Origin of the sequence: Paraburkholderia dipogonis (assembly GCF_046027395.1) — a bacterium.
Lineage (GTDB): Bacteria > Pseudomonadota > Gammaproteobacteria > Burkholderiales > Burkholderiaceae > Paraburkholderia > Paraburkholderia dipogonis_A.
In genome coordinates, this window is record NZ_JAQQEG010000009.1 from 1 (window position 1) to 23,599 (window position 23,599).

Consider the following 23,599-nt stretch of genomic DNA (forward strand, 5'->3'; position numbering starts at 1 on the left):
GGGGCCCCCCCGCCCCCCCCCCGACACGCCCGCCGGACCTTCGGGAATATCGCTAGGACGCGAGGCCTGCACCGTCTGCGGATACAACACGAGCAACGCGCGCAGCACGCCGTTGGTCCAGCCGAACCCATCCTGCAGCGGATACTCGCCGCCGCCCGCCGAAACGCCGGGCGTAGCCGCGTCGATATCGTATTTCTCGACGAGCTTGCCCGTATGCTGGTAGTACGACACATTGGTCCTGATCCAGCGCGTCGCGATGGTTTGCGCGAGCGCCGCTTCGCCATAACGCCGCAAACCGATCACCGCCAGGTACTGCAACGGCGCCCAGCCGTTCGGCGCGTCCCACTGCTGGCCCGTCGCCGCTTGCGTGGTGGCGAGTCCGCCCGGGCGCAGCAATTCGCGCTGCAACGTAGCGGCGACGGTTTTCGCCTGCTGACGGGTCGCTATCCCCGTATACAACGGATAGACCGTCGCGGCAGTGAGCCTGTGCGTGAGCGAGTGATGCACGAAGTCGTAGTCGCCGAATGCCTGCAACTGCGGGTCCCACAGCAGGCGGCGAATGGCTTCGGCGCGCGACGCGGCGCGCTGTTCCATATTCTCCGCATGCGTGACGTCGCCGCGCAGACGATAAGCCTTGGCCAGCGTGCGCTCCAGATCGGCCAGCAGGGAATTCAGGTCGACGGGTACGAGCGATGTCACGTCCACGGTGGCGAGCGTCTTGCCGTCCGCAAACCAGCGCGAGCTGAAATCCCAGCCGGTTTCGCCGCCTGCGCGCAGATTGCGCCAGAGATCCGCGGAATCGCGTTGCGCGGTCTGCTGCGCGGTGAGGACGTCTTCGCGATACGACTCGTCGCGCGGCGTGGCGCGTTCGTCCCAATAGCGGTTGAGCAGGGTGCCGTCCGGCATGCGCACCACATGCCGGTTGGCGTGGCCGGCGGGCAGGCCATCGCTGCCGTCCATCCAGTAGGCGTACTCGCGCTGCAACTCCGGCAGATACTGCGCATAGACGGCGTCGCCATCTTTGTCGGCGACGAGCCGCACCATCTGCGCGAAGAACGGCGGCTGCGAGCGGCTCAGGTAGTAGGTGCGATTGCCGTTCGGAATATGGCCATACCGGTCGATCAGGGTTGCGAAATTCTTCAGTTCGTCGACGACCAGTGCATGCTGTCCGCTCTGTTCGAGGCCGAGCATGATGAAGTACGAGTCCCAGTAGTAGATCTCGTCGAAGCGGTCGCCCGGCACGATATACGCGTACGGCAGCGGCAGCAGTGAGGACCACGGGCTCGCGGTCGCATCCGGCTCGCGGCGCAGCACGTTCCAGAGCGTGTCGATATGGCCCACCACATCCTGATTCGGATCGGACACATAGGCCTTCGCCGTGCGCGTGGGCAACGTGAAGTTGTGCTTCACGAAGTCGGCAAGATTGAAGTTGGGCTGTTGCTTCGCGGTGGCGTACGCGGCTGCGATCTGCGCGGGGGCTGAAAGCGGCACCATGTCCGCGAAAGTTTTGCTGTCGGGATAGAGATGCGCGAGCTGCACATCGCGATAGAGCGTCGGGTATTGCTCGGACGGCGGCACGGGCACGACCGGCGAAGCTTGCGTGGGCGCCTCGACGTGCACGGTGGCGGCCACGATGCCGCCGTGTGCCGCGGGCGGCTCGGCAACTTGCGCCGCGCCGCTCAACGAGGCATGCCACATGAACGCGGCGGCGAGGGCGATACGCCAGGGCGCGCGGGAGAAATCGGTGAAGGCGTGAGAAGGCATCGGCTACCGGAAGAAAGTGGACGGCGATCGGATGATCGAAGAGAGCGGATTTGCATTCCTCGCACGATTGACACGCGTGAGTGGCGCAAAGTTGCGTGAGTCGGCAACAGCCCCGTCCAGCAAGCCTGAACCGCTTATGTGCGCCTCAAAAACAAACCCCATCCTGTATGATTACGCGCGTCGCATCGCGACAAAAATGAATCACGCGAAATACCCGAAAAATATTCCGAATCGACTCGATTCGCCACGCCGAAGACAGAAAAAATGACCGCATCCCAGGCCGTCGACCAGAATCGTTTTCGCAACATCATTCGCCGCAACATTGCCTTGCCCCTGGGTGTCGGCCTCGTCACGATGGCCGTCTTCGTCGGCCTGATCGCTTATCTGGTCTCGACCATGAACTGGGCCGAGCATTCCGAGCGCGTGATCGGCCAGGCCAATGAAATGCTGCGTCTCGCGGTTGATCGCGAATCGTCGATGCGAGGCTTCCTGATCACAGGCGACGAGAGTTTCCTCGCGCCTTATGAAACCGGCGGCCCGCGCTTCAAGACGCAGATCGAAGCCTTGCAGGAGATGGTCGCCGACAACCCGCCGCAAGTCGAAAAGCTCAAGCAGATCGAGGCGATCCAGCAGCGCTGGAGCCGTTTTGCTGAAGAGATGATCGACGCACGCCGTCGTAATCAGAACTTCGAGGCCGCCGTGGCGAGCGGTCGCGGCAAGATCGAATTCGACGAAACGCGCCGTGAATTCGGGGATTTTCTCGACGTCGAGTTGCGGCTGCGCCAGGAGCGTAGTGAAGCGACGCGGCGTGTCACCACCACGCTGGTGAGCGTGTTCCTGCTCTTCAGCCTGAGCGTCAGCGGCCTGCTCGCGTGGATGGGCCGCCGCGAATTGATGAGCCTGTCGACCACGTATGACGGCGCGCTGCGCCAGCAGGCCGAACAGACCGAGATGCTGCAAGGGCAAGTGTGGTTGCGCTCGGGGCAGCGCCTGCTTGCGGAAAAGGTGGTCGGTCAGGCGACCTCGCCGCTGGTGGGCCGCGCGATGCTCGACTTTCTCGCGCAGTATCTGGACGCCGCCGTGGCCGCGCTCTACGTGCGCGACAGGCAGCACGGCGCGCTACGGCGCATCGCGACATACGGTTTCAGCCGCGAAAGCGAGCAGGCCAGCGCGCGCAATTTTGCCGAAGGTGAGACGTTGATCGGCCAGGCGGCTCTCGCGCGCCGCACGCTGATCTTGCGCGACGTGCCGGCGAATTACGTGCAGGTGGTGTCCGCGACCGGCAGCAGCGCGCCGAAGAACCTGCTCGTCATGCCGATCGAAAACGACGGCGAGGTCAACGGCGTCGTCGAACTGGGCTTCATGCGCGAGTTGACGGTGCGCGACCAGGAATTCATGGAACTGATCGCCAGCAGCATGGGCGACTTCGTCGAAGCCGCGCTGTATCGCGAGCGTCTGCAGGACGCGCTGGCCGAAACCCAGCAGTTGAACGAAGAGCTGCAAGTGCAGCAGGAAGAATTGCGCGTCTCCAATGAAGGACTCGAAGAGCGCGGCCGCGCGCTGATGGAATCGCAAACGCGGCTCGAAGCGCAGCAGGCCGAACTCGAACAGACCAACGTGCAGCTGGAAGAATATGCGCAGCGTCTCGAACGGCAGAAGTCCGATCTGCTGCGCGCGCAGGACGACCTCGCGGCCAACGCGGCGCGCCTCGAGCAGTCGAGCCGCTACAAGTCCGAGTTTCTTGCCAACATGTCGCACGAACTGCGTACGCCGCTGAACAGTTCACTGATCCTCGCCAAGCTGCTGCAGCAGAACCGCACTGGCAATCTGACGGAAGAGCAGGTGCGCTACGCGGAAACGATTCATGCTTCCAACAGCGACTTGCTGGTGCTGATCAACGACATTCTCGATCTGTCGAAGGTCGAAGCCGGCCAGGTGACGGTCGAACTCGAAACGGTGTCGATAGATGCGACCCTGCAGGCGCTCGAGGAAATGTTCAGGCCGATGGCCAGCGCCAGGCATTTGCGCCTCGCGTTCGACCGCTCGCCGGGCACGCCGGATACCTTCATCACCGACGGCCAGCGCGTCACGCAGATTCTGCGCAACCTGCTTTCGAACGCGGTGAAATTCACCGAACGCGGCGAGGTGGCGCTGTCGGTGGCGCCGGCCGAAGGCGACATGCTGCGTATCGATGTGCGCGACTCCGGCATCGGCATCGCGGCCGACAAGCTCGACATGATCTTCGAGGCGTTCCAGCAGGCCGACGGTTCCACCAGCCGTCAATACGGCGGCAGCGGCCTGGGTTTATCGATTTCGCGCGAGTTTTCGCGCTTGCTGGGCGGCCGGATCACCGTGGCCAGCGAAGTCGGCAAGGGCAGTGTGTTCACGCTGTGGTTGCCGCTGGACGCCGAGGCGGCCTTGAGCGCGAATCAGGGCGCGCACCCTGCGCCTGCGCTCACCTCGCCTCACGCGCCGGCGGTGGCCGAAGCGGCGGCGGAACCGCTGCTGGTGCGCCCGTCTTCGGGCGGCAGCCAGCCCACGGTGATCACGCCGGCCAACGGCCTGACTAGCGGTTTCAGCAACGGCAACGCGCCCGACACCACCGACGGCCCGATCGCCGACGACCGCGACAACCGCACCCGTGCCGGCCGTCTGATCGTCGCCGTGGAAGACGATCTCGCCTTCGCCGAAATCCTGCGCGATCTGACGCATGAGCTCGACTTCGACTTCGTCCACGCCAGCAGTGCCGCGAGCGGTCTCGCCCTCGTGCGCGACATGCGCCCGGCGGCGGTGCTGCTCGACGTCGGCCTGCCGGACCGCTCCGGCTTGACCGTGCTGGAGTGGCTGAAGAACGATCCGCTCACGCGTCATATTCCGATCCACATCGTCTCGGCGACCGATCACGCCGACAAGGCGCTGCACCTCGGCGCCATCGGCTACACGCTCAAGCCGACCGCGCGCAGCACGATGGAAGCCGCGATCCGCCGCCTCGAAGCGCGTCTGCAGCAGCGCCTCAAACGCGTGCTGGTGATCGAAGATGATGCGCCGATGCGCGAAAGCATCCGCGCGCTCCTGCAAAGCGAGAACACCGAGATCGTTGCAGTCGCAACCTTGGCGGAAGCGCTGGAGTATCTGGGGAAATTCACCTTCGACTGCGTGGTGACCGATCTCGCGTTGCCCGACGGCACCGGCTACGATCTGCTCGAACGGCTCGCCGCGAACACCGCGCATGCCGCGCTGCCGGTCATCGTCTACACGGGCCGCATGCTGTCCGACGAGGAAGAGCACCGCCTGCGCCGCTATTCGAAATCGATCATCATCAAGGGCGCCAAGTCGCCCGAACGCCTGCTCGACGAAGTGACGCTGTTCCTGCACAGCGTGGAGTCGTCGCTCGCGCCCGAGCAGCAGCGCATGCTGCGCACCGTACGTCAGCGCGACAATGCCTTCGAGGGCCGCACGATCCTGCTGGCCGAAGACGACGTCCGCAATATTTTCGCGCTCTCGCACGTGCTGGAGCCGCTCGGTGCGAAACTGCAGATTGCGCGCAACGGCCGCGAAGCGCTCGAAGCGCTGGAAAACGGTCCCGAAGTGCATCTGATCCTGATGGACATCATGATGCCGGAGATGGACGGTTTGACCGCGATGGGCGAGATTCGCCGCAATCCGCGTTTTGCTCATCTGCCGATCATCGCGCTGACGGCGAAGGCCATGGCGAACGACCGCACGCGCTGCCTCGAAGCCGGCGCGGACGACTACGTCTCGAAGCCGATCGACGTGGACAAGCTGGTCGCGCTGTGCCGCGTCTGGTTGCGGCAACGGTAGCAGTAACACGGGAACAGAATGAGCCAGTCAGAATTCGACGCGCCGCAACGCATCAGCGACTTCGACATCGAGTTGAAGCTGCTGCTGGAGGCGGTTTACCTCAAATATCAGCACGACTTCCGCCATTACGCGATGTCGTCGCTGCGGCGCCGCCTGTCGCAGGCGCTCGAGGAATTCGGGCTGAAGACGCTGTCGCAGCTGCAGGACCGCATCATGCGCAACGGCGACGAGTTCTCGCGGCTGTTCCAGTACCTCACGGTCCAGGTCAGCGAGATGTTTCGCGACCCGGCGTATTTCCTCGCGCTGCGCGAACACGTGCTGCCGCGTCTGCGCACCTATCCGTCGATCAAGGTGTGGGTGGCGGGATGCAGCACGGGCGAGGAACTCTGGTCGCTGAAAATCCTCTTCGACGAGGAGGGCCTGACCGAGCGCACGCTGTTCTACGCGACCGACATCAACCCGGATGCGCTCGCGCGCGCCGAGTCGGGCATCTACGCACTGGACCGGATTCAGGGCTTCACGCAGAACTATCTGGCAGCCGGCGGCAAGCGTTCGCTGTCCGACTACTATCATGCTGCCTATGGCGGCGCGCGCTTTGCGGGCTCGCTGAAAGAGCGCGTGGTGTTCGCCGACCACAGCCTGTCCACCGACGAAGTCTTTCTCGAAGCGCATCTGGTGTCGTGCCGCAACGTGCTGATCTATTTCGATCGCGGCTTGCAGGATCGCGCGCTGGGTCTGTTCGAGAACGCGCTCGTGCGGCGCGGTTTTCTGGGCTTGGGCAGCAAGGAAAGTTTGCGTTTTTCCCGTCATTACGAAGCGTTCGACGAGTTCCGTCCGAGCGAACGCATTTATCAGAAGCGCTAGCACGCTCACCATGCCACGCTCAACTGTCCAGCCAGCCGTCCACTCCGAACCGCGCGCCGAAGCGGCGCACGGCTATGAGCTCGTCGTGATCGGCGGCTCGGCGGGCGGCATCGAAGTGCTGAACGTGCTGCTCGGCGCGCTGCCCGCGGACTTTGTGCCGGCCGTGATGATCGTCACGCACCTGCCGCCCGATTCGCCGAGCTATCTGGTGGATGCGCTCGCGCATCGCTGCGCGTTGCCGGTGCTCGAACCCGATGCGGGCGAACGCATCATGCCGGGCCGCGTGCACATTGCGCCGCCCGGTTATCACATGCTGGTGGAGGTGGACCGCACCGTCGCGCTGTCGACCGACGCCGCCGTGCGCTTTTCGCGTCCCTCGATCGACGTGCTGTTCGAGTCGGCGGCCGCCGTGTATGGCGAACGCCTGCTGGCGCTTTTGCTGTCCGGCGCCAACGACGATGGCGCGCAAGGCCTGAAGCGTGTGCGCGCGTTCGGCGGCACGGCCTGGGTGCAGGCGCCGGACACCGCTGCTTCCCCCGAGATGCCGCGCGCCGCGATTGAACGCGGCGTGGCGGATTCTATTTACACTCCCGAAACCATGGCCCGGCGGCTTGCCGCATTGCCGGCCTCTTTCTGACCCGATGCCATGACGAACTCACCTGTGAACATTCTGATCGTCGACGACATCGTCCACAACATCACGGCGCTCGAAGCCTTGCTGGCGCGGCCGGATCTCGCCGTGCTGGTGGCCGACTCGGGCACGGCGGCGCTCGACCTGCTGCTCAAGCACGAAGTCGCGCTGGCGATTCTCGACGTCAACATGCCCGGCATGAATGGCTTCGAACTGGCCGCGCTGATGCGTGGCAGCCCGCGCACCTCGCACGTGCCGATCATCTTTCTGACGGCAACCGCGCAGGATGCGTCGCGCACGTTCCGCGGCTATGAGGCCGGCGCGGTCGACTTTCTCTACAAGCCGTTCGATCCGCGGATTCTGCAATCCAAGGTCGATGTGTTCGTGCAGCTCGAACAGCAGAAGCGCCAGCTCGCGGCGCAACTTGTCACCACGCGGCAGATGCTCGAAGCCAACGAGATGCTGATGGCGGTGCTGAGTCACGATCTGCGCACGCCGCTCGGCGCGGTGCTGGCGTCGGCGGAATACCTGATGCGCACGGCGGCCGACGAACAGTCGGTGACGGTGGCAGCGCGTGTGAAGAACAGTTCGCTGCGCATGGCGCGCATGGTCGATCAACTGCTCAATCTTGCCCGCTTGCAGGGCGGGCGCCTACCGTTGCAACCGCGCTCGATCGAGCTGGCGACGCTGTGCCGGTCGGTGATCGACGAGTTCGCTTCGCGCGAGAACGGCAAGCAGATCGTGTTCGCGAGCCGCGGCAATACATCGGGCGCGTGGGACACGGACCTGGTCTGGCAGGCCGTGTCGAATCTGGTGAGCAATGCGCTGCATCATGGCGCGCCGGGCGGCGATATCGGCGTCGAGGTGGATGGCGAAGCGGTCGAGTCCGTGCGTCTGAAGGTCGCCAATCGCGGCACGATTCCGGCCGAGGTGTTTCCGCATCTGTTCAAGGCGTTTGGCCCGAACAACAGCGGTGCGCGCTCGCGCGAAGGGCTGGGGCTCGGGCTGCATATCGTGCAGGAGATCGCGCGGATGCACGGCGGCAACGTCAGCGTGCATTCCGACGAGGTGATAGGGACGATCTTCACGATCGAGTTGCCGAGAATGGTGACGTTCCAGCGCGGGTCGTTTACGGGCAAGTAAGCGCCCGAAGCCTCCCACAGCCTCCGGCAATTAACGCGCGGGACGTGTCGCGAGAAACTGCCTCATCAGCTCGGCGACCTGATCGGCTGCTTCGTCCAGTACGAAGTGCCCGCCTTCCAGCAGATGCGCGCGCAGCGCCGCTTCGTGCGTCGTGCGGTCATTCCAGAAAGCCTTGCGCGTTTCCCATAACGGACCGAGCCCCGCTTCGTGCGCGACGGCGTTTTGCACCACGAGCGCTTCGACTCGTTCTGGCCTCGACAACGCCACCCGGAAGCCGACCGGGCCGCCGTAGTCCTGCATCACGAGTGTGTAGCGCTGCAATCCCAACGCATCGATGAAATGCAGGGTGACGTCGGCGAGATGGTCGAAGGTGTACTCGAATGCGTCGGGTTGCGGCGCGCTGCTGTGGCCGAAACCCGGGTAGTCCGGCGCGACCAGCCGGTAGTCGCGTGCGAGCAACGGCATCAGCGTTTCATACATGCGCGACGATGACGGGAACCCGTGCAGCAACAGAATCACCGGCGCGTCACGGGGGCCGGCTTCGCGGTAGAAAATGTCCAGGCCGTCGATCTCGATGCTGCGATAGCGCATGTCCGCGCGTGTTGACGTCATGGCAGTGCTCCTTGATCAGTCAGTGAATCGATCATGCGTCCTGGACAACTGTAGGCGTTCTTGCCGACCACCGGAAACAGTCTCGCGTTCCGCTGTGCTACGCTTGGCGGCACGAACCCCAGCACGGCGACCCGACTCTCATCATGCGTTCCTGGCGCATCTCCCCTCCGCACCGCAGCGAACAGATCAGCGCCTCGCGCGCGACCGAGCTCGTCATGTCGATATCGCACACGGACGCCGACGCGCTCGCCGCAAGCATCCTTAGAACGGTCGGCGATACGCTGCCGGTCTCGCAGTGCACCATCTTCGCCTATGAATTCGACGGGAGGCCGCGCACGGTGTCTGCCGCCGATCATCGCGGCGGCCGCTTTCTGCGCGACGTCGCCGATCGCTACGCCACGCATTTCTATGCGCTCGACGGCAATCGGGCGATTATCGGCCGCCCGCATGAAAAACCAGCACGCGACGCGTTGGTTCTGCACCAGCAGCAAAGCGAAGAGATCGAAAACGAAGCTTATCGCGCGGCCTGTTACGCGCAGCCGAACGTGTCCGACCGGCTATCGCTGCTCGTGCAGCCGATGGAAAGCGTCTGGCTGTCGATCAATCTGTACCGTGACCGCGCCTATGGTGTGTTTCAGCCGGGTGAACTGGAACGCGTGGAAAGCCTCGCGCACCTGTTCGCGCACGCGGCGAAGAGCCATTACGCGCTGAACGGACTGCATCAACAGGGTTCGGCCGCCGCGATGCTGGCGCGGGTCAGACGCGCTTGCCCGGCGCTCACGCCGCGCGAGCTCGATGTGCTGCGCGGCACGCTCGAAGGCGCCAGCGCCGCGGAAATCGCGGTGCAAATGGGCGTCAAGCCTGCCAGCGTGGTCACGTACCAAAAGCGCGCTTACGCGCGGCTTGGCATTTCGAGCCAGCGCCAGTTGTTCGCGCTGTGCATCGTGCCCGAACGGGCGTGACCCGACGGGCTCATCAGTCGCCCATCACGCACGCTTGACCCGCACGTCGGCCTGCGTCTCGCGATCCCAGCGCTTCAGCCACGGCATGATGAAATCCGCGAAACCGTCGGCGGGCGGCGACAATGCGCGCTCAGTGGAGCGATACACGCACACCTCGCGGATCGTTTCAGGATCGACGATGCGCTTCATCACCAGCCCGAAGGTCCGCGCGAGAGGCGCGACATAGGCGGGCGCGAGCGTGACGGCCAGTCCTTGCGACGCGAGGCCGAACGCCGTGGTGACGTTGTCCACCACGTCCACCGGAATGATGCGCGCCTCCGCCGGCAGATTGGCCAGCATTTGACCGACCGCGCGTTCGTGGTCGCGGCCGGTGGCGACGATCGGCACCTCGCGCAAATGCGGCCACAGCACGCGGCGGCGCGTGTTCAACGGATGGGTCGGCGCGCACCACATCACCCACGGGCTCGCGAACGCCGGATCGCAACGCACGCGGGTGCCGCTTTGCCGGTCCGGGCCGATCGCGAGGTCCACGTCGCCGCTTTCCACGCGTTCCACCAGTTGCTCGACCACGGTGTCGCAAATGCGCACGACCACTTTCGGCTTGTCGCGCGCATATTCGGCGATGGCTGCGGGCAGCGCGGTCGCCGCCAGCACCAGCGGCGCGCCGATCCGCACGATGCCGGCGGCGCGGTTGCGGATATCGTCGGCGGATTGCGCGGCGGCGCGCACATGGCGCAGCACCGATTCCGCCGACGATAGAAAATCCTGCCCTGCGCTCGACAGATTCACGCGCCGCGTGGTCCGGTCGAACAGACGGAAGCCGAGTTCAGTTTCCAGATCGGCCAGCAGTTGACTGACCGCCGACGAAGTCAGGCCGAGCCGGTCTGCCGCCGCGCCGATGCTATGCAAATCGACGATGGCGAGAAACGCTTCGAACTGACGGATGGTGACGCGCGTGAGTGGCATTCGGCGATTCTAAAGAAAAACTAACGAATCGTGAAAAATCGATTGATTGTGCACCGTGCGCCATGCGCGGAGACTTGCCCTAATCGACGCACCCAGCCAAACCCGCTTAGACTTCCGTCTCGCTCTGTCGACCCGGGTTCGCGCTTTGGCGCGTTACTCCAGTCCCATGCAAAGCACTGACTCTGGTCCCATGCAAGATGATTGCTGTCTGAGCCAGGCCGGCACGCAAGCCGGTCCAAGCCGGGCTGTCATTACACAACACCGCGCGCAATACCAGGCGCCACACCGAGGCCGCAGTGCGGCCGCATTCAAGGAATTGCCATGTTCGACCACATTCCCGCTTATCCAGGCGACCCGATTCTGAGCCTGAACGAAGACTTTCAACTCGACCCGCGCACCAACAAGGTCAACCTGAGCATCGGCATCTATTTCGACGACGCCGGCAAGCTGCCGGTGATAGACGCCGTGCGCCGCGCCGAAACCGCGTTGCTCGACTCGATTGGCCCGCGCTCGTATCTGCCGATGGCCGGCCTGCCGCTCTATCGCGACGCGGCGCAGGCGCTGGTATTCGGCGCGGACAGCGAGGCGCGCAAGGCGGGCCGGATCGCGACGCTGCAAACCATCGGCGGATCGGGCGCGCTCAAGGTCGGCGCTGATTTCCTGAAGCGCTATTTCCCCGGCTCGCAGATGTGGATCAGCGATCCGAGTTGGGAAAACCATCGCGTCGTGTTCGAAGGCGCGGGGCTGACGGTCAACACCTATCCGTATTACGACGAACACACCGGCGGCTTGCGTTTCGCCGACATGATCGAGACGATCGGCCGCTTGCCTGAACAGAGCGTCGTGCTGCTGCACGCCTGCTGCCACAACCCGACCGGCGTCGATCTGAGCCCGGCGCAATGGGCCGAGCTGGTGCCGGTCTTGCAGCGCCGCAAGCTGATCGCGTTCGTCGATATGGCTTACCAGGGTTTCGGCGCCGGTCTGGAAGAAGACGCCGCCTGCGTGCGTCTGCTGGCCGACGCGGGCATTCCGTTGATCGCGGCGAATTCGTTCTCGAAGAATTTCTCGCTGTACGGCGAGCGTGTCGGCGCGTTGAGCGTGGTCTGCAAGAGCGCGGAAGAGGCCGGCCGCGTGCTCGGTCAATTGATGTCGACGGTGCGCGCGAACTACAGCAATCCGCCGACGCATGGCGCGCGGCTCGTCGCCAACGTGCTCGCGGATGCGTCGCTGCGCGCTTCGTGGGAAGCGGAGCTCGCGACCATGCGCGAGCGGATTCTCGCCATGCGCGGAACGATTCACGCCGGACTCGCGGGCCGTGTGGATGAAGTGATGCGCGCGCGCTACGTCGCGCAGCGCGGCATGTTCACCTATACGGGTTTGAGCGAAAGCCAGGTGGAGCGCCTGCGCAGCGAATACGCGGTGTATGTGCTGCGCTCCGGACGCATGTGCGTGGCCGGTCTGAACGAACGCAACGCGGAATATGTGGCGGCGTCGATCGCGGCCGTGGTGTCGGGCGCATAAGCGCGCCTTTCGATCAACAGAACGACATCAAGGGAGACCAGATGACCACCCTCGACATACAGGTGCCGGGCGAGCCGAAGGCCCACGCTATGCATCCGGACGAATGGCACGCGCGCGTGCAACTCGCCGCGTGCTATCGGATCTTCGACATGCTCGGCTGGACCGAGATGATCTACAACCACATCACGCTGCGCGTTCCCGCCAGCGTGAGCGGCGGCGAGCGGCAGTTCCTGATCAATCCGTTCGGGTTGCATTACAGCGAAGTGACCGCGAGCAACCTCGTGAAGATCGATGCACAGGGACGCGTGCTCGATCACTCGCCGTATCCGGTGAATCCGGCCGGCTTCGTCGTGCATGCGGCGATTCATGAAGGCTTGCCCGACGCGCACTGCGTGATGCACACGCATACCACGGCGGGCGTCGCCGTGGCCTGTCTGGAAGACGGTCTGCAGCAGACCAACTTCTACAGCGCGCAATTGCACGACCGCATTGCGTATCACGACTTCGAGGGCATCACGGTTCACGCGGAAGAAGGTCCGCGCCTCCTGGAACACATCGGCAACAGGCAGGCGGTGATCTTGCGCAATCATGGCTTGCTTGCGTGGGGCCACACCTTGCCGCAAACTTTCGCGGTCCTGTGGACGCTCAACCGCGCCTGCGAGATCCAGATGGCGACGTTTGCGATGGGCCGCGCGCGGCCGGTGCCGGAAGACGTCGCGATTCGCTGCTCGCGCGACGCGCTGCAGTTCGATCCGCGTCACGGCGCGGGGCAGGACGTGTTCGATGCGTTGGTGCGGCGAGTGGACCGCATCGACGCCAGTTACAAGGATTGAAACGATGAAAGTAGCTATCTACGGCGCAGGCGCGATCGGCGGCTGGATGGGTGTGAAGCTCGCGCAGGCCGGCCACGGCGTAAGCGTGGTGGCGCGCGGCGCGACGCTGAACGCGCTGCGCGAGCATGGCTTGCGTCTGATTGAAGGCGGCGTCACGCATGCCGTGAAGGTGAACGCGAGCGACAGGCCCGCGGACCTCGGCGTGCAGGATCTCGTCGTGGTCGCCGTCAAGGGGCCGGCAATGGCGTCGGTGGCCGCGCAGATCGCGCCGCTGCTCGATGCGCAAACGATCGTGCTGACCGCGATGAACGGCGTGCCCTGGTGGTTCTGCGACGGGCTCGGCGCGGACTTCGCCAGCAAGCGCCTGAAGTCGATCGATCCCGACGGCGCGATCGCCGCCGCGATTCCGTCCGCGCAGACCGTGGGCTGCGTGGTACACGCCAGTTGTCTCGTCGAAGCGCCGGGTGTCATCCGCCATCATCAGGGTAATGGGCTGATTATCGGCGAGGCGTCGGGGCAGCCGAGCGAGCGTGTCGCGGCGCTTACGGCCACGCTCGCGGCGGCGGGCTTTAATGCGTCGATGTCGGCGCAGATACAGCGCGACGTCTGGTACAAGCTGTGGGGCAATATGACGATGAATCCGATCAGCGCCATCACCGGCGCGACCACCGACCGGATTCTCAGCGACGAACTGGCGCGCAACTTCGTGACGAGCATCATGCTGGAGGCAAAGGAAATCGGCGCGCGCTTCGGCATTCCGATCGACCAGGAGCCGGCGGATCGCCACGAGGTCACGCTGAAACTCGGCGCGATGAAAACCTCGATGCTGCAGGACGTGCAAGCGGGTAAAGCGGTCGAACTCGACGCGCTGGTGGCCGCGGTGCGCGAACTGGGACAACTGACAGGCGTCGCTACGCCGTACACGGATGCGTTGCTCGGTCTCGCGCGCCTGCATGCGAGCACGCTGGGTTTGTATCCGAAGCAGTGACACCTGCCTCAAGGAAAAGCCGCCGCGCCATGTGAGGCGCGGCGGCTTTTTTGCGCCTTATGCCGTCACCGCGGTCGAAGCCGGTAGCCGCGCCGCTTCGATCAACGACAACGCGCGCCGCGGGTTGTCGAGTTCGGTCAGGCACAGCATCGCGAGACGCGCCAGATACAAGGGCGCTTGAGGTTCGCCTTCGTTTGTGAGGGTCTTGCAGAGCGTCGTGTAGACGAGGTCGAGATCGCTATCGGTCATGAAGTGGGTCTCCTTTTTATTGGATGGTCAGCGCCGTGCTGATGGCGCGCTGCGTGGCCGCTGCGCTGCCGTCGCGCCAACGGGCGAGTACATGGCCGTCGGGACGGATCAGATAGACCGTGCCGGGCGTGGCGTCGAGCATGTCGTGCAGACGGCCGGTGTGGTCGATCACGTTTGAGTTCGCGCCGTTTTGCGCGTCGTTCCTGACCAGCGTGACGGCTTTGAACGGGATACGTTGTTCGGCCAGCGTGGTTTGCAACTGTTGCCACGCTGTGTCTTGCGCAGAGTCGTCGTTCGCGTTCGGGTTTGGACCGAAGCGCAACGCAGTGAAGCAAGCCCCGAGCAGATCCGTCAGATGAACATCGACAACCACGCCTTCGTCCCTGCGTTTGAGCCTGCATTCCGGAAGCACAGTACCGGGCGCCGGGCCTTGCGCGAAAGCGCCGCTCGCGTCACCTGCGGCTTCGTTGAGCGGTGACTGCGCATAGGCGATCGCATGCGTCTGCCGAGGATTGATCAACGGACGCACGGCCGCATGCCGCTCGGCGAGGCCGAGCACCGCCTGGCGCATCAGATCGAAGGCGAACGAGGGCGGCGCCATGAACTCCGTGCTCTTCATGCCGTAGCTCAGGTTCTCGCGCGCAGCGAACACGCGTTCGTCGCTGTAGCTGTCGAGCAGCCGCGGCGATGCCGCGCCGTTCACCACACAGGCGAGTTTCCAGCCGAGGTTGTCCGCGTCGTCGATGCCGGAATTGGCGCCGCGCACGCCGAAAATCGGCACGAGATGCGCGGCGTCGCCCGCGAACAGCACCGGGCCGTGCCGGTAGCGTTCGAGCGTCAACGCGTTGGCCTTGTAGACGGTGATCCAGATCGGCGACCATGCGCCGGTTTCGCCCATCGAGTCGAGCACGCTCTGCACGCGCGGCATGACGTTCTCCGGTTGCACAGCGGCTTCGGGGTCTTCGTCGTCGCGAAGCTGGTAGTCGATACGCCAGACGTTGTCGGGCTGCTTGTGCACCAGCACCGTCGAGCCGGGATTGGACGGCGGATCGAAATAGGCGAGGCGCTCGGTGGCGCGCGCGCTGTCCAGTTCGATGTCCACGATCACGTAGCGGCCTTCGTACGTGGTGCCCGTGAGCTTGAGGCCGAGCGCCTCGCGAATCGTGCTGCGGCCGCCGTCGCAGGCGACCACCCAGTCGGCGCGCATCTGCCATGCGGTGTCGCCGGTGCGCAGCGCGAGCGTGGCGCCGGCCGTGATGTCGCTGGTTGCCGGGTTCCCGAGAGCGCCTTCCGCCGTATATTGCTCGATGCCGGTCACGCGCGTCTGCCAGCGGATCTCGATCAGATCGGCATGCCGTTCCACCTCGTCGAGCAGCAACTGTTCGATCTGGTATTGCGCGATGTTGATCATTGGGGGCAGCGATTGCTCGTCGTCCTGATGCATGGCGAAGCGGAACACTTCGGTGTCGCGGTAGAAGCTGCGGCCGCCCGTCCACGGCAAGCCTTTTTGCAGGAAGCCTTGCACGACGCCGAGTCGCTTGAATATCTCCAGACTGCGCCGCGAGATGCAGATCGCGCGGCTGCCGGTGCAGACGCCGTCGTCGGCTTCGATCAGCACCGAGCGCACACCCTGGCGAGCTAGCGCGAGTGCCAGCGTCATGCCGACCGGTCCGCCGCCGACGATCGCCACGGGCCGCCTGAGCGGGTCGCGCCCGTCGACCAGCGGTGGTACCCCACCCTCATAGTGACGAGGCGAAAACGGATAGGGTTTGAAGGGGCGGCTCATGCGTGTCTCCTGGATCTTCGATGCCGGGGATCGCCCGCCGGGCTGGTCAGCTCTTCGAGGCGGTGCGAATCGATAACGAAGTATGAAGGAGGGCGCGCGTACAGCTGTCCTCATTTTGGGTACGGCGGCGCCGGGCAAGCCGTGTCGCTGAAGCAGGCTCGCGTGGCCACCCGCGGGGCCGGTTCACCGGCGGCTCGCGGTCCGCACGGACTACTTGCTGGCGGAGGCCATGGAGGTCAAACGACTGGCGTTGGTGCGAAACCACTCGACCGAAAAGTCGACGAACGAACGGGTTTTCGCGGAAATGTGCCGCCGGTCCGCGTACACGAGGGCGAGTTCCTTGTCGGCATTCGTGATGTGGAAGTCCGGCATGACCTGCTGGAGCGTGCCGTCGCGCAGATCGGCCAGCACATGATTTTCGGGCAATACCGCGATACCCATGCCCGCGAGCGCGGCCTGGCGCAGCATCGAGGCGTTGTTCACCACCAGCGTGGCGGCGAGCGTCACGCGTTTCTCCCGCCGTTCCGGTGAAATGAAGACCCAGTCGCCGTCATGCGAAGCGGAAGCGAGGGCAAGTAACTTGTGCGAGGTCAGTTCCGCCGGCCGCGAGGGAATCCCTTTGGCGGCAAGATAGCCGGGAGACGCAACGGCAATGGGACGCACACTCAGCAAGGCGCGTCTGATCAATGTGGTGCCGCTGATCTGCTTCGGCAGAACGATGCCGACGTCAAAGCCTTCTTTCACGAAATCGACGTGCTGATGCAGCAGCGTCAGGGAAAGTTTGACATTCGGATACTGCCGCAGATATTCCTGCAGCAACGGCGTCAGACTGGACAGTGAGAACGACGCGCCGGCGGCCAGCCTCAACGTGCCGGAAGGCTCGGTCGTGCCGCGTATCGCCACCGTCTCGATTTCCTCGATTTCGTCGAGCACGTTACGGCAGCCCTTTTGATAGATCTCGCCCTCTTCGGTCAGGGAGAGGCCGCGCGTATTGCGGTTCACGAGCCGGGTATTGAGGTGAGCCTCGAGCTGCTCGAGGTAGCGCGTGGCCATGGCATTCGAGATGCCGAGATTGGCCGCGGCCTGGCCGAATGACATTGTGTCAGCGATGTTGACAAATACTCGCATTGCCTGAAGCTGATTCATGATATTACCGACGATAAAGCAAATAACATTTGCGGGAAGATTAGAATTGTAACCTTTTCGAAAGTAAAACAGCGACCTACGCCTTAAAATTTACAGGCTTGTAAAATATTATTTAATTTTGAGTCACGGTATCGGTGTTTCTTTCTCAAAAAAAGATCGGGTTTTCGTCTGTTGGCACTCAACAACGGTTTGAGTCTCACTGCCGTGACATCGAGAGTGCGTAGGCGTTCTACGCATTCGACGCCGCGCCGGCTTCGTGCCTAATTTCAAACGTTATCTCAAATAAAAATCAAAATACTTTTGCTTTATTGAATTCGGCATGTCGGGAGCGTGGCATCTAATATTCCAATTGCACGCAGAGTCTGTTTTCAATGCTGAATTAAATAAATGAAAGCAGGTGCATTGTGGTTGAGGCAAATTGTATTCTTATGTCCGCAGCCGAGTTTTAAGATTAAACGCCAAGGTATTCAAATGAAAAAAATCATTACTGCGACCGCCGTATCCGCCACGTTTGCGTGCGCGGCGCACGCTCAGAGCAGCGTGACGCTATACGGCATCGTCGACGCCGGTTTGACATACGTCAGCAACGAAGTCAGCAAGGATTCCACCGTGACGTCCGACGGGCGTGTCACGGGGGGCAAGGCCATGGTCGGCATGACCGGCGGCAATGTGCAGGTGAGCCGCTGGGGGCTGCGCGGTGTGGAGGATCTGGGTGGCGGACTGAAGACGGTCTTTAACCTGGAAAGCGGCTTCAACATCGCAAACGGCAAGCAGGCGGTGGCCAACACGCTGTTCAACCGTCAGGCGTATGTCGGTCTGTCCAACGAATACGGTACGGTTTCGTTCGGCCGCCAGTACGACTCCGTGGTCGACTATCTTGCGCCGCTGACCGCGGCCGGTAGTTGGGGCGGCACGTATTTCGCGCATTACGGCGACAACGACAATGCCAACTCCTCGATCAGCGTGAACAATTCGGTCAAGTTCCAGAGCGCGAACTACGATGGCTTCTCGATGAGCGGCTTGTATGGCTTCTCGAACAATGCGGGCTTCGCGGATAACCGGGCATACAGCGTCGGCGCGGGTTACCGCAACGGTGGTTTGCAGTTGGGCGCCGCCTATCTTCAGTACCAGGGCATGGATCTGAACCAGAGCAATGGCGCGGTCAACGGCGGCACCTTCGCGGCGTCCGCTGTCAGCGGCGTTCAGAATCAGCGCACCTGGGGTCTGGGCGGCAGCTACGCGTTCGGTCCGTTCGTGGTCGGCACCGTGTTTACACAGAGCCGCTTCCAGGACAAGTTTTCGGATATCTCGGTTCGCTACAACAACTACGAGGTCAATGCGCGCTACAACCTGACGCCGGAGCTGGGTCTGGGCGCGGCCTACACCTATACGCAGGCGCTGCGCGCGGCGCCGGGCAGCTCCGACACGAACACGGGCGCGGCGCACTGGAATCAGTTCGGCCTGCAGGCTGACTATTCGCTGTCCAAGCGGACCGACGTTTACGCGGAGGCCGTCACGCAGCTTGGCGCGAACAACGGCCGTGGGCTGAACACTGTGCAAATCAACGGAACCTCCGCGCCGTCCACGGCGAGCAATCAGTTTCTCGTGACGACGGGCATCCGTCACCGGTTCTGATTTCACGCGGTTTCGGTTTTGCCGGGCCGCTCTGACCGGCGATCCCTTTGGGGACGTGAGCGGTTTCCAGTCAGCGCAATTCATTGGCGAATGACGGGCGGCCGCGCTTCTGGCGCGGTCGGATCCAATCAATTGCCTTGGCGCGGACCTCTGGCTGTTGAACCATTTTTCACGGAACGTTCATGCCAGTTTCGTTGTTGGGATACCTGATTCGCTCGTTGAACTCGCCGAAGCGCCTGCTTGATAAGGGACTGAGCCGGCCGGCGCTGGCGTTGAGTCTATTTGCGTTACTGGCCGCTTGCGGGAAGCCAGCCGCTCCCGAACCCTCCCAGCCGGTCGACGTCACGGTCATGACCGTAGCGCCGCGCGATACCCCTGTGGACTTCGAGTTTGTCGCCCAGACTCAAAGCTCGCGCGCCGTGGAAATTCGCGCACGGGTGGACGGCTTCCTGGATAAGCGGACGTACACGGAAGGTCAGATGGTTCGTGAGGGCCAGACGCTCTTCCTGATGGATCCCAAGCCATTCGAGGCCGCATTGCAATCGGCGCAGGGCGCACTCGCCCAGCAGCAGGCACGGCTGGAGGTAGCGAAGGCCAATCTTGCACGCGTCATGCCACTCGCGGCGCAGAACGCATTGAGCAAGAAGGACCTCGACGACGCGACCGGGAGCGAGCGCGAGGCGCAAGCCGCCGTGATCGCCGCAAAAGGGCAGGTCCGGGCGGCGCAGCTGAATCTCGGCTACACCACGATCAAATCGCCGCTTGCCGGCTTATCGAGTTATGCGAGACAGCAGGAAGGTAGTTATGTCACGCCGGCCCAATCCGGCCTGTTGACGTACGTCTATCAGATGGATCCCATGTGGGTCGAGTTCAGCATCTCCGAGAACGAGATGCTGCGATACCGTGATCAGATTTCAAAAGGCCAGTTGCGTTTTCCCGCCAACAATCAGTTCGAGATCTCGCTGCTGCTGGCCGACGGATCGGCGTTTCCCGCGCGCGGGCATATCGATTTTGCCAATCCCGTATTCAGCGCGGAAACCGGCACGTTCCTCGTGCGAGCCGTCTTCGCCAATGAAAAAGGCACGCTGCGTCCGGGGCAGTTCGTGCGCGCGAGAGTGTCGGGCGCCGTGCGGCCGAACGCCGTTCTGCTTCCTCAGCGTGCCGTGCAGCAAGGCGCGAAAAGCCATTTCGTGTGGACGGTCGACAAGGATAACAAGCCTCGCCAACGTTTCGTCGAGATTGGCGAATGGCAACGCGAAGACAGTTTCATCAACGACGGCTTGCGCGCCGGAGAAAGAGTCGTTGTGGACGGCGCGGTGCGGCTATCTCCCGATGCGCGGATCAGGATAGCGGGGAATGGTTCCTCCGCGGAGCATCCCGCGAAAGTCATGCCGCCCGTTGCGCAACAAGATTCCGAAGACCACTCTGCGCACTAGGCGGCAAACCGGATGAAGCTCTCCCATTTCTGTATCGACAGACCGATTTTCGCGTCCGTCATCTCCATTGTCATTGCGCTTGGCGGCCTGTTGGCCATGTTCGCGCTGCCGGTTGCCCAGTACCCCGACATCACGCCGCCGCAGATCACGATCACGGCCAGCTACCCCGGCGCAAGCGCCGACGTGGTGGCGAACAACGTTGCAGCACCCATCGAGCAGCAGGTGAACGGCGCGGACAACATGATCTACATGACCTCGTCGAGTTCGTCGACGGGCAGTCTGACGATCAACGTGTTCTTCCGTAACGGCACCAATCCCGATCTGGCCCAGGTCGACGTGCAGAACCGCGTCAGCCTCGCTTTGCCGCAGCTGCCGCAGTCCGTGCAGTCGCAGGGCGTACAGGTGCAAAAAAAGTCTTCCGCGTTCATGATGGTTGTCGCGGTTTACTCACCCGATAACCGTGTCGATCCGACGTACGTCGCCAACTACGCGAACGTGTACGTACTTGATGCGCTCAAGCGCATTCCGGGCGCGAATCAGGCCAGCATCTTCGGCACGCCGGACTACGCCATGCGCATCTGGCTGCGCCCGGACCGAATGGCGCAGCTCGGCATTACGGCGACCGACGTGCAGAACGCGGTAGCCAACCAGAACCAGCAATTCGCGGTCGGGCGTCTCGGCCAGGCGCCGACCGGCGCGCCGGTCGAACAGTCGTTCGCGGTGACGACAAGCGGGCGTCTTTCCAGCTCGGCCGAATTCGACAACATCATCATTCGGGCGTCGAGCAACGGTGCGGCGATCGTGCGCTTGAAAGACGTCGGACGCGCCGAGCTCGGGCAGAAAGACTACTCGATACGCAGCAAATTTCAGGGCAAGCCCGCCACGGTGATCGCCGTCTACCAGCAGCCCGGCGCCAACGCGCTGGACGTGTCGAAGCAGGTGCGTGCCACGCTGGCGGACATGAAGCGGTCGTTTCCCGAGGGCGTCGATTACAGCATCGCCATGGATACCACCGACTTCACGCGTGCGTCCATTGCGGATGTGGTGAAGACGTTCTTCGAAGCGGTCGTGCTGGTCGTGATCGTCGTATTCATCTTCCTGCAGAGCTTCCGGGCGACGCTGATTCCCGTGCTGGCGGTCCCGGTCTCCATTCTGGGGACGTTCATGGGCATGGCCGCGCTGGGTTTCTCGATCAACATGCTGACGATGTTCGGCATGGTGCTGGCAATCGGCATCGTGGTGGATGATGCGATCGTCGTGATCGAGAACGTCGAGCGCAACATGCGCGAGTTCGACCTCTCGCCGAATGCGGCGGCCAAGCGCGCGATGGATGAGGTGTCGGGCCCGGTCGTCACGATCGTGCTGGTCATGTGCGCCGTGTTCGTGCCGGTAGCGTTTCTGGGCGGTATCACAGGGCAGATGTACAAGCAGTTTGCTATCACCATTGCGATTTCAGTTGTCCTGTCCGGCATCGTGGCTCTGACATTGTCGCCGGCGCTGGCGGCGGTGCTACTGAAACCGCGATCACATGAAAAACATCGTTTTTTCAAGTGGTTCGACAACGCGTTCGCTCGCGTCACAGCGGGCTACAGCCGCGCCGTGACGCTCGCGATCAGGCGGTTTGCCGTTGCGCTATTGCTGTTCGCCGGCATGATCGTGCTCGCGGTCACGATGATGCGGTCCATTCCGCACGCCTTCCTGCCGCCTGAAGACCAGGGCTATCTGCTCGGCGCGGTCATCATGCCCGATGCGGCGAGTCTCGATCGCACGGGGCGCGTGTCGGCGCGCGTCACCGACTACTTTGCGAAGCAGGCGGCGGTAGGCAGCGTCACGGTGGTCGACGGATACAGCCTGCTTGATAACCAGACCATGAACAACGCCTCGACGTTCTTTGTCGGATTGAAGGGATTCGACGAGCGGTATTCATGGGCGAACATTCGCACACAGAATGCGCATGCTCTGTTGCTTGGCGCGTACCAGGCCTTGTCACGCGTCAAGGAAGGCATCGTCGTGCCGGTCAATCCGCCGTCGATTCCGGGGCTCGGCACGACGGGCGGCACCGAGATGTGGATTCAGAGCAAAGGCGATGCGACCACTGCGCAACTCGCGCAAGTCGTGCAGGATTTCGTCGCCAGGGCGAAGGCGCGCCCCGAACTGGCGGGCGTCACGTCGACCTTCAACGCGTTTTCGCAGCAGTTGCGTGTCGATGTCGATCGCGACAGGGCCGCCACGCTCGGCGTTCCGATCGACGAAATCTATAGCACGATGCAGACGATGTTCGGCTCGCTGTACGTGTCGCAGTTCAACCAGTCGAGCCGTCTGTGGCAGGTGATTCTTCAGGCGGAGCCGACATACCGGTTAAAGCCAGCGGACCTCGATCAGGTCTTCGTGCGTAGCGCCACCGGCACGATGGTGCCGCTCAAATCGGTCGTGACGTACCAGTACGTGACCGGGCCGTCGCTGATGACGCGCTTCAACGATTTCCCCGCCGTGATGGTGACCGCCAATGCGGCACCGGGCTATAGCTCGGGCGAAGTGATTGGCGTGCTCGAGGAACTGGCGCGAACGATGCCCGCAGGATATGGCGTGGGGTGGAGCGGCGAAGCGTACGAAGCTCGTCAGTCAGGCGGCACGTCCGGCCTCGTCTTCGTGTTCGGTCTGGTGATGGTGTTCCTGATTCTCGCCGCGCAATACGAACGCTGGAGCCTGCCGGTCGGCGTTCTGATGGCGGTGCCGTTCGCCCTGTTCGGCGCATTGCTGGCCATTCTGTTGAGAGGCCTGAACAACGACGTCTATTTCCAGATCGGCCTCACCATGCTGGTCGCACTCGCAGCCAAGAATGCGATCCTCATTTTCGAATTTGCGGTGCTCAATCGCGCACAAGGCGCATCGGCGTTCGACGCTGCAGTGACCGCTGCCCGAGACCGCTTGCGGCCCATCGTCATGACGTCGTTCGCTTTTATTCTCGGCTGCGTCCCGCTTGCCATCGCGACCGGCGCGTCGCAGAACAGCCGGCATTCCATCGGCACAGGCGTGATCGGCGGCATGTTGGGCGCAACCGGCGTTGCCGTCTTCTTCATTCCGATGTTCTTCTTCCTGCTCGAATCGACAAGCGAGCGGCGTGCCGTGAGAAAGAGGAGTGTCATGCCGGAAGGACGAAACGAACGCGCACCGTCCGGTTCGCCCTCGGTGGCTAACAGTTCGACGGGTGTGCAGCCCGGCACGAAGCAGGATGATTGAC

17 protein-coding genes and 1 pseudogene are annotated in these 23,599 nt (G+C 63.3%); 12 read left to right on the plus strand and 6 right to left on the minus strand.

The genetic code is table 11. The features are described 5' to 3' along the window. A partial coding sequence (treF, locus tag PQR32_RS10990; protein WP_408225704.1) for an alpha,alpha-trehalase TreF occupies nt 1-1,764 on the minus strand: 1,764 nt, incomplete at its 3' end. A gap of 31 nt (nt 1,765-1,795) precedes the next feature. On the opposite strand from treF, the gene PQR32_RS10995 reads away from it, so the two are divergent. Genes PQR32_RS10995 through PQR32_RS11015 form a run of 5 tightly spaced genes read left to right on the plus strand, consistent with a single transcriptional unit; the run spans nt 1,796 to nt 8,224 of the window. Further along, the gene (locus PQR32_RS10995) at nt 1,796-2,032 is read left to right on the plus strand and encodes a hypothetical protein (protein WP_408225707.1); all 237 of its coding nucleotides are present in this window, start codon (nt 1,796-1,798) and stop codon (nt 2,030-2,032) included. Continuing rightward, a complete protein-coding gene (locus PQR32_RS11000) occupies nt 2,029-5,586 on the plus strand; it encodes a response regulator (RefSeq protein ID WP_408225710.1) in 3,558 nt (1,185 codons plus the stop codon). The genes PQR32_RS10995 and PQR32_RS11000 overlap by 4 nt, the downstream gene beginning before the upstream one ends. 18 nt (nt 5,587-5,604) lie before the next feature. Further along, on the plus strand, nt 5,605-6,450 hold the full coding sequence (locus PQR32_RS11005; RefSeq protein ID WP_408180985.1) for a CheR family methyltransferase: 846 nt from the start codon (nt 5,605-5,607) through the stop codon (nt 6,448-6,450). A 10-nt stretch (nt 6,451-6,460) separates the two neighbouring features. Further along, nucleotides 6,461-7,087 (plus strand): chemotaxis protein CheB, encoded by a 627-nt coding sequence (locus PQR32_RS11010; RefSeq protein WP_408225713.1) that lies wholly within the window; start codon nt 6,461-6,463, stop codon nt 7,085-7,087. 9 nt (nt 7,088-7,096) lie between these two features. Further along, nucleotides 7,097-8,224, plus strand: a complete 1,128-nt coding sequence (locus PQR32_RS11015) for a hybrid sensor histidine kinase/response regulator (RefSeq protein ID WP_408225716.1) — start codon at nt 7,097-7,099, stop codon at nt 8,222-8,224. 120 nt (nt 8,225-8,344) lie between these two features. Here PQR32_RS11015 and PQR32_RS11020 read toward each other — a convergent pair. After that, a pseudogene (locus PQR32_RS11020) lies at nt 8,345-8,836 on the minus strand (alpha/beta fold hydrolase); the annotation flags it as partial. A 143-nt stretch (nt 8,837-8,979) separates the two neighbouring features. Between PQR32_RS11020 and PQR32_RS11025 the strand changes: the two are divergent. Beyond that, on the plus strand, nt 8,980-9,798 hold the full coding sequence (locus tag PQR32_RS11025) for a helix-turn-helix transcriptional regulator (protein ID WP_408225722.1): 819 nt from the start codon (nt 8,980-8,982) through the stop codon (nt 9,796-9,798). A 24-nt stretch (nt 9,799-9,822) separates the two neighbouring features. On the opposite strand, the gene PQR32_RS11030 is transcribed toward PQR32_RS11025, so the two are convergent. Next, entirely contained in the window at nt 9,823-10,764 is a 942-nt protein-coding gene (locus PQR32_RS11030; protein ID WP_408225725.1) for a LysR family transcriptional regulator, read from the minus strand. A gap of 321 nt (nt 10,765-11,085) precedes the next feature. Here PQR32_RS11030 and PQR32_RS11035 point away from each other — a divergent pair, with 321 nt between their 5' ends. From PQR32_RS11035 to PQR32_RS11045, 3 genes are read left to right on the plus strand one after another with little or no spacing between them, the layout of a single operon-like run. Further along, the gene (locus tag PQR32_RS11035; RefSeq protein ID WP_408225728.1) at nt 11,086-12,285 is read left to right on the plus strand and encodes an amino acid aminotransferase; all 1,200 of its coding nucleotides are present in this window, start codon (nt 11,086-11,088) and stop codon (nt 12,283-12,285) included. A 41-nt stretch (nt 12,286-12,326) separates the two neighbouring features. After that, a complete protein-coding gene (locus PQR32_RS11040; RefSeq protein ID WP_408225731.1) occupies nt 12,327-13,118 on the plus strand; it encodes a class II aldolase/adducin family protein in 792 nt (263 codons plus the stop codon). A gap of 4 nt (nt 13,119-13,122) precedes the next feature. Then, nucleotides 13,123-14,106, plus strand: coding sequence for a 2-dehydropantoate 2-reductase (locus PQR32_RS11045; protein ID WP_408225734.1), 984 nt, complete (start codon nt 13,123-13,125; stop codon nt 14,104-14,106). Nucleotides 14,107-14,163: 57 nt separating this feature from the next. Here the strand turns inward: PQR32_RS11045 and PQR32_RS11050 are convergent, their stop codons facing one another. The 3 genes from PQR32_RS11050 to PQR32_RS11060 all read right to left on the minus strand — a co-directional run bounded on the left by PQR32_RS11050 (nt 14,164) and on the right by PQR32_RS11060 (nt 17,287). Continuing rightward, entirely contained in the window at nt 14,164-14,355 is a 192-nt protein-coding gene (locus tag PQR32_RS11050) for a hypothetical protein (protein ID WP_408225737.1), read from the minus strand. 16 nt (nt 14,356-14,371) lie between these two features. Further along, the gene (locus PQR32_RS11055) at nt 14,372-16,141 is read right to left on the minus strand and encodes an FAD-dependent oxidoreductase (protein WP_408225740.1); all 1,770 of its coding nucleotides are present in this window, start codon (nt 16,139-16,141) and stop codon (nt 14,372-14,374) included. Between the two features lie 210 nt (nt 16,142-16,351). Then, complete coding sequence (locus tag PQR32_RS11060; protein WP_408225743.1) at nt 16,352-17,287, minus strand: LysR family transcriptional regulator; 936 nt, start codon at nt 17,285-17,287, stop codon at nt 16,352-16,354. Between the two features lie 471 nt (nt 17,288-17,758). On the opposite strand from PQR32_RS11060, the gene PQR32_RS11065 reads away from it, so the two are divergent. The 3 genes from PQR32_RS11065 to PQR32_RS11075 all read left to right on the plus strand — a co-directional run bounded on the left by PQR32_RS11065 (nt 17,759) and on the right by PQR32_RS11075 (nt 23,598). Then, nucleotides 17,759-18,922, plus strand: coding sequence for a porin (locus tag PQR32_RS11065; protein ID WP_408225746.1), 1,164 nt, complete (start codon nt 17,759-17,761; stop codon nt 18,920-18,922). A 182-nt stretch (nt 18,923-19,104) separates the two neighbouring features. Further along, nucleotides 19,105-20,358 (plus strand): efflux RND transporter periplasmic adaptor subunit, encoded by a 1,254-nt coding sequence (locus PQR32_RS11070; RefSeq protein WP_408225749.1) that lies wholly within the window; start codon nt 19,105-19,107, stop codon nt 20,356-20,358. 12 nt (nt 20,359-20,370) lie between these two features. Continuing rightward, nucleotides 20,371-23,598 (plus strand): efflux RND transporter permease subunit, encoded by a 3,228-nt coding sequence (locus PQR32_RS11075; protein ID WP_408225752.1) that lies wholly within the window; start codon nt 20,371-20,373, stop codon nt 23,596-23,598. Nucleotide 23,599: the final 1 nt, after the last annotated feature.

Excerpts from the sequence above, each read along its gene's own strand:
- PQR32_RS11025 (WP_408225722.1), top strand. The coding sequence starts at position 8,980 with ATGCGTTCCTGGCGCATCTCCCCTCCGCACCGCAGCGAACAGATCAGC.
- PQR32_RS11035 (WP_408225728.1), top strand. The coding sequence starts at position 11,086 with ATGTTCGACCACATTCCCGCTTATCCAGGCGACCCGATTCTGAGCCTG.
- PQR32_RS11010 (WP_408225713.1), top strand. The coding sequence starts at position 6,461 with ATGCCACGCTCAACTGTCCAGCCAGCCGTCCACTCCGAACCGCGCGCC.
- PQR32_RS11065 (WP_408225746.1), top strand. The coding sequence starts at position 17,759 with ATGAAAAAAATCATTACTGCGACCGCCGTATCCGCCACGTTTGCGTGC.
- PQR32_RS11075 (WP_408225752.1), top strand. The coding sequence starts at position 20,371 with ATGAAGCTCTCCCATTTCTGTATCGACAGACCGATTTTCGCGTCCGTC.
- PQR32_RS11060 (WP_408225743.1), bottom strand. The coding sequence starts at position 17,287 with ATGAATCAGCTTCAGGCAATGCGAGTATTTGTCAACATCGCTGACACA.
- PQR32_RS11045 (WP_408225734.1), top strand. The coding sequence starts at position 13,123 with ATGAAAGTAGCTATCTACGGCGCAGGCGCGATCGGCGGCTGGATGGGT.
- PQR32_RS11030 (WP_408225725.1), bottom strand. The coding sequence starts at position 10,764 with ATGCCACTCACGCGCGTCACCATCCGTCAGTTCGAAGCGTTTCTCGCC.
- PQR32_RS11000 (WP_408225710.1), top strand. The coding sequence starts at position 2,029 with ATGACCGCATCCCAGGCCGTCGACCAGAATCGTTTTCGCAACATCATT.
- PQR32_RS11050 (WP_408225737.1), bottom strand. The coding sequence starts at position 14,355 with ATGACCGATAGCGATCTCGACCTCGTCTACACGACGCTCTGCAAGACC.
- PQR32_RS11015 (WP_408225716.1), top strand. The coding sequence starts at position 7,097 with ATGACGAACTCACCTGTGAACATTCTGATCGTCGACGACATCGTCCAC.
- PQR32_RS11005 (WP_408180985.1), top strand. The coding sequence starts at position 5,605 with ATGAGCCAGTCAGAATTCGACGCGCCGCAACGCATCAGCGACTTCGAC.
- PQR32_RS11055 (WP_408225740.1), bottom strand. The coding sequence starts at position 16,141 with ATGAGCCGCCCCTTCAAACCCTATCCGTTTTCGCCTCGTCACTATGAG.
- PQR32_RS11040 (WP_408225731.1), top strand. The coding sequence starts at position 12,327 with ATGACCACCCTCGACATACAGGTGCCGGGCGAGCCGAAGGCCCACGCT.
- PQR32_RS11070 (WP_408225749.1), top strand. The coding sequence starts at position 19,105 with ATGCCAGTTTCGTTGTTGGGATACCTGATTCGCTCGTTGAACTCGCCG.
- PQR32_RS10995 (WP_408225707.1), top strand. The coding sequence starts at position 1,796 with ATGATCGAAGAGAGCGGATTTGCATTCCTCGCACGATTGACACGCGTG.